Raw genomic sequence first — 12,962 nt, 5'->3', positions numbered from 1 at the left:
GATGGTACCTCACACACAGCTTACTCTAGCTTCGCCAAAATTGCGGTGAGAACATCACGAACACGCTCAGCAACTCCAATCGTCCTAAAAGCATGGCAACCATCAACACCCACTTTGCCGCATCTGGTAATGGTTGAAAATTACCCGCAGGGCCGATGGTGTCACCAAGGCCGGGCCCCACGTTTGCGAGTGCCGTCGCCGCCCCCGTCAAACTGGTTACGAGGTCAAGGCCCAATGCGGCAAGAACTGCTGCCACTACCGCTAACGTTGCCAGGAATATAAATGAGAACGCTACGCTGGACGCCACGATTTCATCACTGATGATCCGCCCGTTGTAATGCCTTGCTATAACCGCTCTTGGGTGGAGCAATCTGGATACCTGCTCCCGCAGTAGCAGCATGGATAGCTGGAACCGGAAGATCTTCATGCCACCACTTGTTGAACCGGAACAGCCACCCACAAACGTAAGAAAGAAAAACAGGACCACGACCAGAGGTCCCCATAGCGAATAATCCTGAGAAGCGTAGCCCGTTGTCGTTACAACCGATGTCACATTGAATAGCGCGTGCACAAACGCATCCAGTGGAAACGTTCCGTCATTCCAGATGCGGTATACGGCAATAACGGCTGCAATCAGAAACAGGAACTTTAGGAAAAAGTGAATTTGCTGATCGCGCAGTAACGGCTGAACTTGCCCGTTCAATAGTCTGACGAACAGGAAAAATGGAATACCGCCGAGCATCATGAAAATACTCGCAGCAAAGAGTATCGAAAGTTGGTCAAACTGCCCCATCGAGCTATCTGATGTGGAATAGCCGCCGGTGGATACGGTTGTCAGGGCATGGTTCACTGCGTTGAATAGATCCATGCCCAAGGCCCAGTATGTTAGGATGCAGCCAAATGTCAGCACCAGATAACTGGCAACCAGCCCCCTCGCAAGACGGTTCGTGCGCGGCACGGCTTTCTCCGTCCACTCTGAAGATTCCGTAGCGAACAGCCGCATACCACCAATTCGGAGAAATGGAAGAATCGCTACGGCCATGCCAATGATGCCGATACCTCCCATCCATTGCATGATCGATCGCCAGAGCAGAATGTCTCCCGGGAGGTGGTCTAACCCACTCATTACCGTAGAGCCCGTGGTTGTCACGCCAGAGATGCTTTCGAAGAATGCGTCTGTAATACTCAGGTCAAGATCACTCAACAATAACGGCAGGCTTGAGAATAATGGAATAAAAATCCAGGCAGATACGGTCAGGATAAACATTTGCCTTTGTTTTAGGGCATGGCGGCGTTTTCCGCCCGCTCCAAAAAAACATAACAGGCCAACAGCGCAACAGATACTGGCGGACTTCACGAAAGCCAGCCAATCCGGTGTATCACCGAACATTAGGAGATTTACTGGCAGCGTCATCAGTAAACTGAGCAAAATCAGTAGGAAACCGAGTATTTGGATAACTGGAAGGATATTTAACAGAGGCAGCATCAGGATCGCCCAGACCGTTCACGTATCATTTTTGCCAGCACACAGCCTATGACAGCTCCTGTTAACTGAGAATAAGTAGATAAAGCAGCATAGAGTAATTCGGCTTTGGTGTGGGTATCAATATAGTCACCGGGAAGCGCTGCGATAGTTGAAATTACGGCAAAGAAAAATCCCCATTTGGCACCGTATACCCAAGCAAAAAAAACCACGGGCGCCAAGTAAGGAAAGATGGACGTCACTGGCTGAGGAGCTTGACTGTTCGCCGCTGCCAAAAAACCAAGCCAAGCCAACGCGACTACGATATGACCAAGGAGTTCCGGTTTTAACCGATAGAATTTCATTAGCTAAAAGTCCCGCCCTGCCCGGCTGTCCATTAGACGGCATAAGGAGATCACATCCCGAGAAAAATGAGGACGGCCAAAAGCAAATTTTTACGGTTTTTTTACGGCATAGTTGGAGCGACCGTGGCTGCTTCATGAGAAAATTTTGGTCGCGGCTTCCTGACACATTCTACCGATACCGGATTGACAGCCATGATTGAGAAACAACAGTTTATTGTTATTGGCCTTGGCGTTTTTGGAGCAACCATTGCGCGCGAGTTAACGCGCCTTGGACACGAAGTACTTGGTATCGATTCGGATGAACAGCGTGTAGACCGACTGGCAGAAGAGATTACCCACGCGGTGATCGCCGATGTCACCGACGAAAACTCTCTTATTGAATTGAACGCCGGCAGCTATGATGCGGCTGTTGTCGCCATCGGCAGGAACGTCGAAGCCACCATGCTGGCCACATTGCAGCTCCGGGAGCTTGGGGTAAAAAAAGTCTGGGCGAAAGCGCTGACGAATCAGCATCACCGGATTCTGGAGAGACTTGGAGCCGACCGCATAATTGCACCCGAGTATGAGATGGGGGTGCGGATCTCCCAGGAATTGAACTATCCGATGGTTCACGATTACCTGGGTCTCGACGATGACTATTTTATCGTGGACTTCCATACCACAGCAGACCTCGTCGATAAGACCATTGGAGAAGTGATTAACGGAGAACCGGTAGTAGCACTGATTGTGAAGCGAATGAAAGAAGCCCACCCTCATCCGGATCATACTTGGAAGATTAAAAAGGGCGACAGGATAGTCCTAGGCGGCCAACTCGAAGACTTGAGGGATCTGGTCAACCGTTTATGAAAATCCATTTTCTGGATCTGGTCTCCCACCAGACCAAGGGAAATACCCCCGGCAAACGGGGCATCAACCCTCCCCGACTGCTGCTTGAGTCATTTCTTGTCCTCATTGCGCTTGGGGCGTGTTTGCTCAAACTTCCCGTGGCAACGGTTGAGCAGGTCACCTGGATGGAGGCTGCCTTCACGGCAACCTCGGCGGTGACCGTGACCGGTCTTGTGGTTGTAGATACTGGCAGCCAGTACACCCTGTTTGGACAGCTGGTGATACTGGCTCTGATCCAGCTGGGTGGGCTGGGTTTGATGACCTTCGCAGTGCTCACGGCTCTCGCTTTGGGCTTCAAGTTACGACTGCAGCACCAACTGGTTGCTCAGGAAGCGTTCAACGAAATCTCACTTCAGACAGCCAGACGAGCCGCTGTGTCGATAGCCGTATTTGCTTTGACGGCTGAAGCCATCGGCGTTGTATTACTCGGTCTATTTTTCGTCCCGGAATTGGGGTGGTCAGAGGGTTTTTACCAGGCCTTGTTCTACACGATTTCAGCGTTTAACAATGCCGGCTTCGCCTTGTCGCCAGACAGCCTCTCTACCTATGTCGACCATCCAGGCATAAGTCTGTCGGTAACGGCCCTGTTTATCACAGGCGGTCTGGGCTACATCGTCATCATGGAGCTCTTGGATAAGCGCTGCTGGTCGCGGTTGTCGGTTTACGTCAAAGTCATACTACTAGCCACCTTGCTTCTGAACCTGTTCGCCACCGGCGCCATCCTTATCCTGGAATTTGGCAATCCAGCCACTCTTGGTGCACTGGATAGTTTCTGGGACAAGCTCCTCGCCGCCTGGTTTCAAGGAGTGACACCACGAACCGCAGGCTTCAACACTCTCGATATTGGATCGTTAACCGCCGGCACCAGTGTGCTGATGCTGCTTCTAATGTTCATCGGTGGTGCCCCGAACTCCACGTCCAGTGGTATCAAAATTTCGACTTTCGTCATTGTTCTTGCCGCAACCCGTTCGTTTTTGCGGGGCAATCTGAATGTCAGCTTCTTCAAACGCTCCCTCAGCAGCGAGACCGTACTCAAAGCCCTCGCCACAGCCACCATCGGGATGGCGGTGGTCTTCCTCGGCGTAATTTCACTGAGCATCCTGGTTGAGGATGAATTTCTGGACATCGCGTTTGAGGTGGTTTCCGCGTTCGGCACCGTTGGTCTTTCACGGGGTACGACGGGCGAACTCGGCACCGCCGGCCAGTTGGTCGTCATGGCAATCATGCTAATCGGTCGCCTTGGCCCGCTTACCTTGGGTTATACCCTGACAGTACGACGTAAATCCCATGTTCGCTATGCGAAAACCGAGTTCCCGGTGGGTTGATCAGAAACCGCCCCCTGTGCCCAGCCACTCAACTTGATGAGATTCGTCGGCTGATCACATCCTCCCAGCACCAGAGCCAGAAAGCTAAACAGCAGCACCCTCACATGTGGCGCCAACTCGATAGCGAGTAATGGGAACTTCGAGACAGCAAAAGCATTGAACACCTACCTCTAAATAGCGACCCATTGTTGCGCAAAGTCTACCTTTCCGAACGTTATCGAAGGGGAGAGAGCCCTATTTTTAACGCTTTTTTTACGCCCGCCCCCGTTTTGGTCATCGAATTTTTACGCTCTGCCCCCGCACCATGGAAGTGCGAACTCACAGAAGGAGATTGAGCGTGTCTATTTTCCTGTTACTTGTTTCTGTTGCAGTCGGCGGCTACCTGGTTGCCGCCCTGCTCCGGCCCGAGAGGTTCTGACCATGGCACTGATCGGTATTGGCGTGATTTTGGGGCTGTTTGGCCTGTGTTTCCTGTTCATTGATCTGGAGGAACGGCTGTGAACGAGGTCATTGTAATTTACGCGGTCACGCTTCTTTTGGCGTGGCCCTTGGGTAAGTACATCGCAGGCGTTTTCGGCGGCGCCAGGGGGACGGCAGGCGCCGTCTTTTTGCCGGTGGAAAATGGTCTGTATCGACTGTTTGGTGTAGACCCTTCCCAGCCTATGAGCTGGCAGGGTTACGGCAAGGCGTTGCTGAAACTGCACCTTGCTCTGGTTCTAATCGTCTTCGGCCTGCTGATGGCCCAGGGCTTTCTGTTTCTGAATCCGGACGGTATCGACGGCATGAGCTGGGATCTGGCGCTTCATACGGCAGTCTCGTTCCTGACCAATACCAACCAGCAGCACTATTCCGGGCAGGCGCAGCTCAGCTACCTGGCGCACACCTTTGGCATCGTGACGCTTCAGGTGGTCACACCTGCGGCCGGCATGGCGGTGTTGGTGGCGATTGTGCGCACGCTTCTGGGCCGTTCAGACAAGAAGAAACAACCGGCCGTCGATGGTGTTGTCTCTGTGGGCAACTTCTACGAGGACATCACCCGGGCCATTTTTCGCGTCATGTTGCCGGTCGCTGCGGTGGTGGCATTGATCATTGCCTCCCAGGGCGTGCCGAACAGCTACGAGGGTGCCCGTACGGCCATTCCGCTGGACCAGACCGCTGGTATGGAAGAGCAGAACATTCCGATCGGTCCGGTGGCGCCAATGGTGGCCATAAAGCAGGTAGGCACCAACGGCGGTGGCTGGTACGGCCCCAACTCCAGTGTTCCCCTGGAAAACCCGACACCCTTGAGCAACTTTGTCCAGACAGTCGCTCTCGTGCTGATTCCCGCCGCCCTGGTGTTTGCGCTCGGGTTCATGACCGGCCGGCGGCGCCTGGCCATGGTGGTAATGGGCGTGATGGTGGTGATGTCGGTGTCGCTGACGTCGGTGGCGATATGGTCCGAAAACCAGCCTAACGCCGCCTTCTCTGGACTTGCGGCAGACGGTGAGAACCTGGAAGGCAAAGAAGTCCGGTTTGGTGCCACCGCAACCGCACTCTGGGGCAGCTGGACCACCCAGACCTCGAACGGGTCGGTCAACGGCATGCACGACAGCTTTAACCCCATTGGCGGCATGGTTCCGATGATCGACATGTTCATCAATGTCACCTTTGGTGGTATCGGCGTGGGTCTGATCGGCTACCTGCTCTTCCTTCTGTTGGCGGCCTTCCTTGGCTCACTGATGATTGGCCGGGCACCGGAAATTGCCGGTAAGGCGCTGGAAACCCGGGAAATGAAACTGGTCTGTATCGCTCTGCTGATCCAGCCCCTCCTGATCCTTGGTTTCAGCGCCATTACCGTTGCCTTCCCGGCGTTGACCGGCAACTCCAATCCGGGCTTCCACGGCATCAGCCAGGTGATATACGAGTACACCTCAGCCTTTGCCAACAATGGCTCCGGCTTTGAAGGCCTCGGCGACGACACCGTGTGGTGGAACGTGACATGTGCAGTCAACCTCGCCCTCGGTCGTTTCATTCCAATCCTGGCGCCCCTGGCCATCGCGGCCTCGCTCGCGGCCAAGCGTTCCGCTCCTGAAGGTCGCGGCAGCCTGAGCATCGACACGCCCACCTTCGGGCTGATGACCCTGGCGGTGATTGTGATGTTTACCCTGCTGAGCTTTATGCCGGTGCTGATTCTCGGCCCGATCGCTGAAGCCCTGGCTCTGATGTCCTGAGTGGAGAATGATGATGTCCAAAAGAACCCCCAAAATGACTGACTCACTTGATCTGGGCACAGTTGTCGGCCAATCCATCAGGCGGCTGACGCCGAAGGATCTGGCCCGTAACCCGGTCATGATGGTCGTCGGTATCGGAACGGTAGTTACGTTTTTGCTGGGCCTGAGCCATCTCGCCCAGGGCGCCCCGGCTGGTATGGATTTCGCCATCAGCGCGATCCTGTTGTTCACGGTGCTCTTCGCCAATGGCGCCGAGTCTGTCGCGGAAGCTCGCGGCAAAGCTCAGGCGGGTGCGCTCCGGGCAACCAGGAAAGACCTGAAAGCCCGCAAACTCGATGGCGAGCAACACAAGGACGTGGCCGCCACAGACCTTCGGAAGGGTGACCGGGTGCTGGTAAAACCGAACGAACTGATCCCGGCTGATGGCGAGATTGTGAAAGGCGCCGCGACTATCAATGAGTCGGCGGTCACTGGTGAATCTGCGCCGGTGCTTCGGGAAGCAGGTACCGACAACAGCGGTGTCAGCGCGGGCACCAAAGTGTTGTCGGATGAGATCGTGATCGAAGTAACCGTCGACCCGGGCAATTCACTGCTGGACCGCATGATCGCCCTGGTGGAAGGCGCAAAGCGCCAGAAGACACCCAATGAGCTGGCGCTGTCAGTGCTGCTGGCCGCCATGACCCTGGTGTTCTTGATTGTAGTGGTGACTTTGGTGCCCTTTGGCGGATTTGTCGGCGCCACACCCTCCTATTCGGTTCTGGTGGCCCTGTTGGTGTGCCTGATACCGACGACCATCGGGGGCCTGCTGCCGGCCATCGGCATTGCCGGTATGGATCGTGCCATGCGCGCCAACGTGATTGCCAAGTCCGGTAAAGCGGTGGAAGTGGCAGGCTCTATCGACACACTTTTGCTCGATAAAACCGGCACCATCACCCTGGGCGATCGAAAGGCAACTGCATTCGAACCGGTTCGGGGCGTGGCACCGGGTACCCTTAGGGATGCCGCACTGCTCACGTCTCTGGCAGATCCCACCCCCGAGGGCAAATCCGTTGTCGCTCTGGCTCGGGACAAGGGCTCAGACGCCGAGGCAGCCGAGGGCACGGAATTCATTGCGTTCTCTGCCAACACCCGCATGTCCGGTGTGGACCTGCCGGATGGGCGGATTCTCCGCAAGGGCGCAACGGATGCCATTCGAAAATTTGTCACGGAGAACGGCGGCAACTACCCCCAGGAAACAGACACTCTGGTTGACCGGGTCGCCAAGAACGGCGCCACTCCACTGGTGGTTGCTGAAGGTAATCGGGTACTCGGTGTGATTGCCCTGTCGGATGTAATCAAGTCCGGCATCAAGGAGCGTTTCGCCAAGCTTCGGGACATGGGTGTAAAGACGGTGATGATTACCGGTGACAACCCGATAACTGCTGCGGCGATTGCCGCCGAAGCGGGTGTGGATGATTTCATCGCCGAAGCCACACCGGAGCAGAAGCTCGATATCATTCGCAAGGAACAGGCGGAGGGCCGCATGGTGGCCATGATGGGGGATGGCACCAATGACGCCCCTGCCCTGGCTCAGGCGGATCTTGGCCTGGCCATGAACTCGGGCACGCAGGCAGCGAGGGAAGCCGGCAACATGGTGGATCTCGATTCCGACCCCGGGAAATTGCTCGCTGTGGTTGAAATTGGCAAGCAATTGCTGATAACCCGGGGTTCGTTAACCACCTTCTCCCTGGCTAACGACGTCGCCAAGTACTTCGCAATCCTGCCAGCGCTGTTTGTCACCAGCCTGCCGGCCCTGGATGCCCTGAACGTGCTTGATCTTGAAAGCCCGATGAGCGCGGTGTTGGCCGCCACCATCTTCAACGCATTGATTATCCCGGCTTTGATCCCCTTCGCCCTGAAAGGCGTGCAATTCAAACCGGCAACTGCAACCCAGCTGTTGCGTCGTAACCTTCTGATCTTCGGACTGGGAGGCCTGCTGCTGCCGTTCGCGGCCATCAAGGCCCTGGATCTGATGCTCACCGTGGTTATCTGAGGAGAATGACATGATGACTGATTCAAAAACCAGGGCCGTCACCCGGTCCGCTTCCTGGCTCCCTGCGGTGCGCGCCGCCGTTGTCCTGATCCTACTGTGTGGCGGACTGTATCCCCTGCTGGTTACAACGGCCGGAAAAGTCATGTTTCCCCATCAGGCATTGGGGAGCATGATCAACGTGGACGACAAGATCGTCGGATCAGAACTGGTGGGTCAGCGGTTCGTCGCCCCCGAGTACTTCCATGGTCGGCCTTCCGCGGCCAGTTATGATCCGTTCTCCGTCGGAGGTTCGAATTACGCGGCCAGCAATCCGGAGTTGAGGGTCCGCGTTGCGGAGGATTCCGCGGCCGTTGCCGAGCGGGAGGGTATTGCCCCGACGTCCATCCCTGCGGACCTATTGGCAGCGTCGGGCTCCGGCATAGACCCTCACATTTCGCCAGAATCGGCTATGATACAGGCCGAGCGTGTGGCCATGGCTCGTGACATTCCGGTTGCGCGGGTCAATGAATTGATTGCGGAGCACACGGAAGGGCCTACCCTGGGGATTTTTGGCCAGCCGCGAGTTAACGTTCTCAAGATTAATCTGGCACTGGATGGCAAGGAGTTGAACGATTGAATCATGGCGATCCGAATCGCCCCAACCCGGACGCGCTCCTGAAAGCCCAGGAGCGTGATTCCGCCGGCGGGCTCAAGATCTTTCTGGGCGCAGCCCCGGGGGTGGGGAAAACCTATCAGATGCTCCAGGCGGCCCATGAGCTGAAGCGTCAGGGTGTGGATATAGTCGTGGGTGTGGCGGAAACTCACGGGCGAGCCGATACGCTCGCACTTTGTGAGGGCCTTGAGCAGCTCCCGGCAAAAGAAGTTGAGTACGCCGGGAAACACTTCCGGGAGTTCGATGTCGATGCCGCCCTGGAGCGGAAACCGGAGGTTCTGCTTCTTGACGAACTGGCCCACCGCAATATCCCTACCTCCCGGCATCCACGACGTTACCAGGACATTGAGGAACTGCTCGACCAAGGTATTACTGTCTGGACAGCGATCAATATTCAGCACCTGGAAAGCTTGTCAGACGTAGTGGCCAGTATTACCGGCGTGCGGATGCGGGAAACCGTACCCGATTCAATTCTTGAACGGGCTCGGGACATCGTGCTCGTGGACCTGACACCCTCGGAGCTGCTTGAACGCCTGAAACAGGGCAAGGTTTACGTGCCTGAACAGGCTCGGGCAGCGATGGAGGGGTACTTCTCACCTTCAAACCTATCTGCCCTACGGGAAATGGCGGTCCAGGCAATCGCCGAGCGGCTGGATTCGGATGTCCGTGAAACCATGCAATCCCGTGGCATCGAAGGTCCCTGGCACATCCGCGCCCGAATGCTGGTTGCCGTAGACGGGTCTGGGCAGGGTGAAACCCTGGTTCGGGCAGCACGGCGACTCGCCGAGCGACGGAAAGCGCCCTGGACCGTGGTCACCGTGGACAGTGGCCGGGCAGGCGCCGACGAACGCCAACGGCTGGAAAAAGTGTTCGACCTGGCCACCCGCCTGGGCGCAGAGGTCAGAACGCTACGCGGATACGACGTGGCCGGAGAAATCCTGGCCTTCGCAAGAGAGCAAAACGTCACAACCCTGATTCTCGGCCGCTCCCACAATCGCTGGTGGCACCTACGAAAATCCACCAGTCGTAAGTTGCTGAAAGAGGCTGAGGCCTTTGAAGTTACCTTTATACCAGTGCCAAGAAAACAACGGCGTCGGCTTGCTGAAGCCGCCGGCCATCCGGTCAGATGGAGTGACTATACCTGGGCCGTCGGTAGCGTGGCTGCTGCAACCGCCATTGCAATGGGAATGCAAAACGTTCTTCCGCTGGGCAACCTGTCCCTGATATTTCTGACATCTGTATTGTGGGTGGCCGCCCGAACCGGTATTCGGCCAGCCCTGTTTACGGCGGCTCTGAGCTTTCTGACCTACAATTTTTTCTTCACAGAACCCCGTTTGACCTTCCAGATGGCCGATACGGATGAGCTGCTGACCGTGGTGTTCTTCCTGATTATCGCTGTCATGGGAGGTAACCTTGCCGGCCGATTGCGGGACCAGGTCCAGATGCTTCGCGCCTCGAATGATCTCACTGATGCTCATCTGCAGTTTACCCGCAGGCTCGCCTCCGCGCCTGATATCACCTCTGTCCAGACCGAGGCGGTCGAGGCTCTCTATGCCCAGCTCAAGCTTCCTCTGATTATCGCCCAACGGAGCCCTGAAAATGATGCAATTGAAGTGGTGGTTCAGGGCGGCCCCTCTCACTTACTAAACGATGCGGCACGATCGGCCATTGATTGGGCCATCCGTAACGCCAAACCCAGCGGTGCTTTTTCTGACACGCTGAACAGCCTTTCCTGGCGCTTTGAACCGATTGAAGCAGACGGTGAAGTCTACGGCGTACTCGGTTTTCGAGTGGAGGATATGACCCCGGAGTACTACCGGGGCCTGGCCATCAACGTTTACGTGCATCAATTGGGTTTGGCATGGTTTCGTACCCGCCTGGCGGCCAATCTGTCAGCATCACGGGTGGCAGAGGAAACCGAACGGCTGCGCTCTGCCCTGCTATCTTCCATCTCCCACGACCTGAGGACACCGTTATCCTCCATGATTGGCTCTGCCAGCACGCTGAAATCGATGTTCGACCGGCTCTCGGACGAGGATCGCGATAGCCTTCTGGATTCAGTGCTCGGTGAAGGCGAGCGTCTGGATCGCTACATCCGGAATCTGCTGGACATGACCAAACTGGGCCATGGCACCCTCAAGATCGAACGGGACTGGATTGCTTTCACCGACATCCTTTCGTCAGCGCTCAGGCGCACCAGAAACCTGATGTCGAAAGTCCGTGTCGAACGGGAGGTAGAAGAGGACCTTCCGTTGCTTTTCGTGCATCCGGCGCTTATTGAGCAGGCATTGGTCAATGTGCTGGAGAACGCCGCCAAGTTTGCGCCCAATGACTCAACGCTGTCTATCCTCGCCCGCAGGAAGGAAGACGAATTAATCATAGCGATTTCGGATGAGGGACCGGGCATACCAGAAAACCAGCGGGGCCAGGTATTCGATATGTTCTTCACAGGCGGCGAAGGAGACCGGGGCCCTCATGGTAGCGGGCTTGGCCTGGCTATCTGTCACGGCATGGTTGCGGCTCATGGTGGCCGGATTCAGGCATTGGCTGGCGAAAATGGTGTCGGTGCGACCATCGAAATAGCCCTGCCCCTGATAGAATCGCCTGAGCGAGAGTCTAATCGGGAATCCAGTGAATGACTACACCAGCACATAACCGGGAAAAGCCCTGCATTCTGATCATCGATGACGAACCGCAAATACGTCATTTCCTGCGCATCAGCCTGAAAACGGAAGGCTACGAACTGCTTGAAGCCGAGAATGGAGAGGCCGGGCTGGGGCTTTGCGCGAGGCACTCACCGGATCTCGTAATTCTGGATTTGGGGCTTCCGGATATGGATGGCTCAGAGGTGCTGGCCGGTTTGCGGGAGTGGTCATCAGCTCCGGTTATCATTCTTTCGGTGCGGGATCGGGAACTGGAAAAGGTAAAAGCCCTGGATCTTGGCGCGAACGACTACGTCACAAAACCGTTTGGCATCGATGAGCTCCTTGCACGAGTTCGAACCCAGTTGCGCATACACCAGAAAGGAAAAAGCGCAGTAGCTCCTGAAACCTCGGCCATTTTTGATAACGGTGAGCTTAATATTGATCTAGCTATGCGCAAAGTCACGGTAAGCGGTGACCCTGTCAGGCTGACACCCAAGGAGTTTGCCGTACTGAAGGTCCTGCTGCTTGCGTCTGGAAAGATCGTCACTCAGTCGCAATTGTTAAAGGATATCTGGGGCCCGACACATACCACCGATACTCACTATCTGAGAATTTTGATAGGAAGGCTCAGACAAAAACTGGGGGACGATCCAACAGAGCAGCGCTATATTCAGACTGAACCCGGCGTCGGTTACCGGTTTCTGGGAATCTCCTGAATCGCATTAGGGGAGGCGCCTCAACGCCCCTCCCGCAACACACTGTTTTGGTCATTGCAGGAGGGCAATCGCCTGGTTAATTCTGGCTCAGAAGTTCATCTGTATACCCAGACCAATACCATCAACCGTCACGTTACTATCATCGTAGTAGCGCATGTACTCCAGGTTTCCTGACAGATTCTGTGCAAACTTGAAATTCACACCCGCACCGTAGGAAAAGTCAGAGTCGTCATCGGTCTGGGGACCAATTTCGGCCTCGATTCTGGTGAAACCAACCACGGCATACGGAGTTACCGGGCTTTGGTTTGCCATGTTAATGGTGGCGTATCCACCAAAGAAGTTATCAAGTTTGGCTTTCTGACCGAACAGGCGGTCATCGTCTACACCAAAACCGGCGCGGGCCTCTATGCCCAGAAATTCGTTGGCCATGACGCCCACTTTACCGGACAGAGTGCCAACATCAGCGCTGCCGAAGCCGTCAAAGTCCACATCCATAAAGGTATAGTTCAAGCCAGCGTACAAACTGCCCACGCCAGACTTATACATATCCTGCGCAGATGCAGCCCCAGCCATAGCGATGCCTGCAGACGCAACCGATGCGAGTAACAGATTCTTTCTTACGTTCATAACCGGTTCTCCTTGTTCCTTATGGGGAGCTGATGAGTAACGC

General features: G+C 55.7%; 11 protein-coding genes. 8 read left to right on the top strand and 3 right to left on the bottom strand.

Annotated features, from left to right (window positions below):
• Positions 1 to 25: 25 nt before the first annotated feature.
• Complete coding sequence (locus tag ACNSOI_RS10200) at positions 26 to 1,486, bottom strand: TrkH family potassium uptake protein (protein ID WP_228715526.1); 1,461 nt, start codon at positions 1,484 to 1,486, stop codon at positions 26 to 28.
• The gene (locus ACNSOI_RS10195) at positions 1,486 to 1,827 is read right to left on the bottom strand and encodes a hypothetical protein (RefSeq protein ID WP_152438173.1); all 342 of its coding nucleotides are present in this window, start codon (positions 1,825 to 1,827) and stop codon (positions 1,486 to 1,488) included. Before ACNSOI_RS10195 ends, ACNSOI_RS10200 begins: the two co-directional genes overlap by 1 nt.
• Positions 1,828 to 2,019: 192 nt before the next feature.
• Here ACNSOI_RS10195 and ACNSOI_RS10190 point away from each other — a divergent pair, with 192 nt between their 5' ends.
• The 8 genes from ACNSOI_RS10190 to ACNSOI_RS10155 all read left to right on the top strand — a co-directional run bounded on the left by ACNSOI_RS10190 (position 2,020) and on the right by ACNSOI_RS10155 (position 12,292).
• Positions 2,020 to 2,673 carry a potassium channel family protein gene (locus ACNSOI_RS10190; RefSeq protein WP_152438172.1) on the top strand — a complete coding sequence of 218 codons (654 nt, stop codon included), beginning with the start codon at positions 2,020 to 2,022 and terminating at the stop codon, positions 2,671 to 2,673.
• The gene (locus ACNSOI_RS10185) at positions 2,670 to 4,037 is read left to right on the top strand and encodes a TrkH family potassium uptake protein (protein ID WP_152438171.1); all 1,368 of its coding nucleotides are present in this window, start codon (positions 2,670 to 2,672) and stop codon (positions 4,035 to 4,037) included. The genes ACNSOI_RS10190 and ACNSOI_RS10185 overlap by 4 nt, the downstream gene beginning before the upstream one ends.
• 304 nt (positions 4,038 to 4,341) lie before the next feature.
• The gene (gene kdpF / locus ACNSOI_RS10180; RefSeq protein WP_152438170.1) at positions 4,342 to 4,455 is read left to right on the top strand and encodes a K(+)-transporting ATPase subunit F; all 114 of its coding nucleotides are present in this window, start codon (positions 4,342 to 4,344) and stop codon (positions 4,453 to 4,455) included.
• Positions 4,456 to 4,534: 79 nt separating this feature from the next.
• Positions 4,535 to 6,247, top strand: a complete 1,713-nt coding sequence (kdpA, locus tag ACNSOI_RS10175; protein WP_152438169.1) for a potassium-transporting ATPase subunit KdpA — start codon at positions 4,535 to 4,537, stop codon at positions 6,245 to 6,247.
• A gap of 13 nt (positions 6,248 to 6,260) precedes the next feature.
• The gene (gene kdpB, locus ACNSOI_RS10170; protein WP_416376912.1) at positions 6,261 to 8,279 is read left to right on the top strand and encodes a potassium-transporting ATPase subunit KdpB; all 2,019 of its coding nucleotides are present in this window, start codon (positions 6,261 to 6,263) and stop codon (positions 8,277 to 8,279) included.
• Positions 8,280 to 8,289: 10 nt separating this feature from the next.
• Positions 8,290 to 8,895: a potassium-transporting ATPase subunit KdpC gene (gene kdpC / locus ACNSOI_RS10165; protein WP_420193948.1), complete on the top strand. Its 606-nt coding sequence runs from the start codon at positions 8,290 to 8,292 to the stop codon at positions 8,893 to 8,895.
• Positions 8,892 to 11,570, top strand: a complete 2,679-nt coding sequence (locus ACNSOI_RS10160; protein ID WP_152438168.1) for a sensor histidine kinase — start codon at positions 8,892 to 8,894, stop codon at positions 11,568 to 11,570. Before kdpC ends, ACNSOI_RS10160 begins: the two co-directional genes overlap by 4 nt.
• Entirely contained in the window at positions 11,567 to 12,292 is a 726-nt protein-coding gene (locus ACNSOI_RS10155) for a response regulator (protein WP_152438167.1), read from the top strand. Before ACNSOI_RS10160 ends, ACNSOI_RS10155 begins: the two co-directional genes overlap by 4 nt.
• A gap of 87 nt (positions 12,293 to 12,379) precedes the next feature.
• On the opposite strand, the gene ACNSOI_RS10150 is transcribed toward ACNSOI_RS10155, so the two are convergent.
• On the bottom strand, positions 12,380 to 12,919 hold the full coding sequence (locus tag ACNSOI_RS10150) for a porin family protein (RefSeq protein WP_152438166.1): 540 nt from the start codon (positions 12,917 to 12,919) through the stop codon (positions 12,380 to 12,382).
• Positions 12,920 to 12,962: the final 43 nt, after the last annotated feature.

It is taken from the genome of Marinobacter sp. GH_1 (assembly GCF_048595985.1).
Lineage (GTDB): Bacteria > Pseudomonadota > Gammaproteobacteria > Pseudomonadales > Oleiphilaceae > Marinobacter > Marinobacter shengliensis.
This window is presented reverse-complemented; position numbering and strand designations above follow the sequence as displayed.

Excerpts from the sequence above, each read along its gene's own strand:
- kdpF (WP_152438170.1), top strand. The coding sequence starts at position 4,342 with ATGGAAGTGCGAACTCACAGAAGGAGATTGAGCGTGTCTATTTTCCTG.
- ACNSOI_RS10200 (WP_228715526.1), bottom strand. The coding sequence starts at position 1,486 with ATGCTGCCTCTGTTAAATATCCTTCCAGTTATCCAAATACTCGGTTTC.
- ACNSOI_RS10150 (WP_152438166.1), bottom strand. The coding sequence starts at position 12,919 with ATGAACGTAAGAAAGAATCTGTTACTCGCATCGGTTGCGTCTGCAGGC.
- kdpB (WP_416376912.1), top strand. The coding sequence starts at position 6,261 with ATGTCCAAAAGAACCCCCAAAATGACTGACTCACTTGATCTGGGCACA.
- ACNSOI_RS10195 (WP_152438173.1), bottom strand. The coding sequence starts at position 1,827 with ATGAAATTCTATCGGTTAAAACCGGAACTCCTTGGTCATATCGTAGTC.
- kdpC (WP_420193948.1), top strand. The coding sequence starts at position 8,290 with ATGATGACTGATTCAAAAACCAGGGCCGTCACCCGGTCCGCTTCCTGG.
- ACNSOI_RS10185 (WP_152438171.1), top strand. The coding sequence starts at position 2,670 with ATGAAAATCCATTTTCTGGATCTGGTCTCCCACCAGACCAAGGGAAAT.
- ACNSOI_RS10190 (WP_152438172.1), top strand. The coding sequence starts at position 2,020 with ATGATTGAGAAACAACAGTTTATTGTTATTGGCCTTGGCGTTTTTGGA.
- ACNSOI_RS10155 (WP_152438167.1), top strand. The coding sequence starts at position 11,567 with ATGACTACACCAGCACATAACCGGGAAAAGCCCTGCATTCTGATCATC.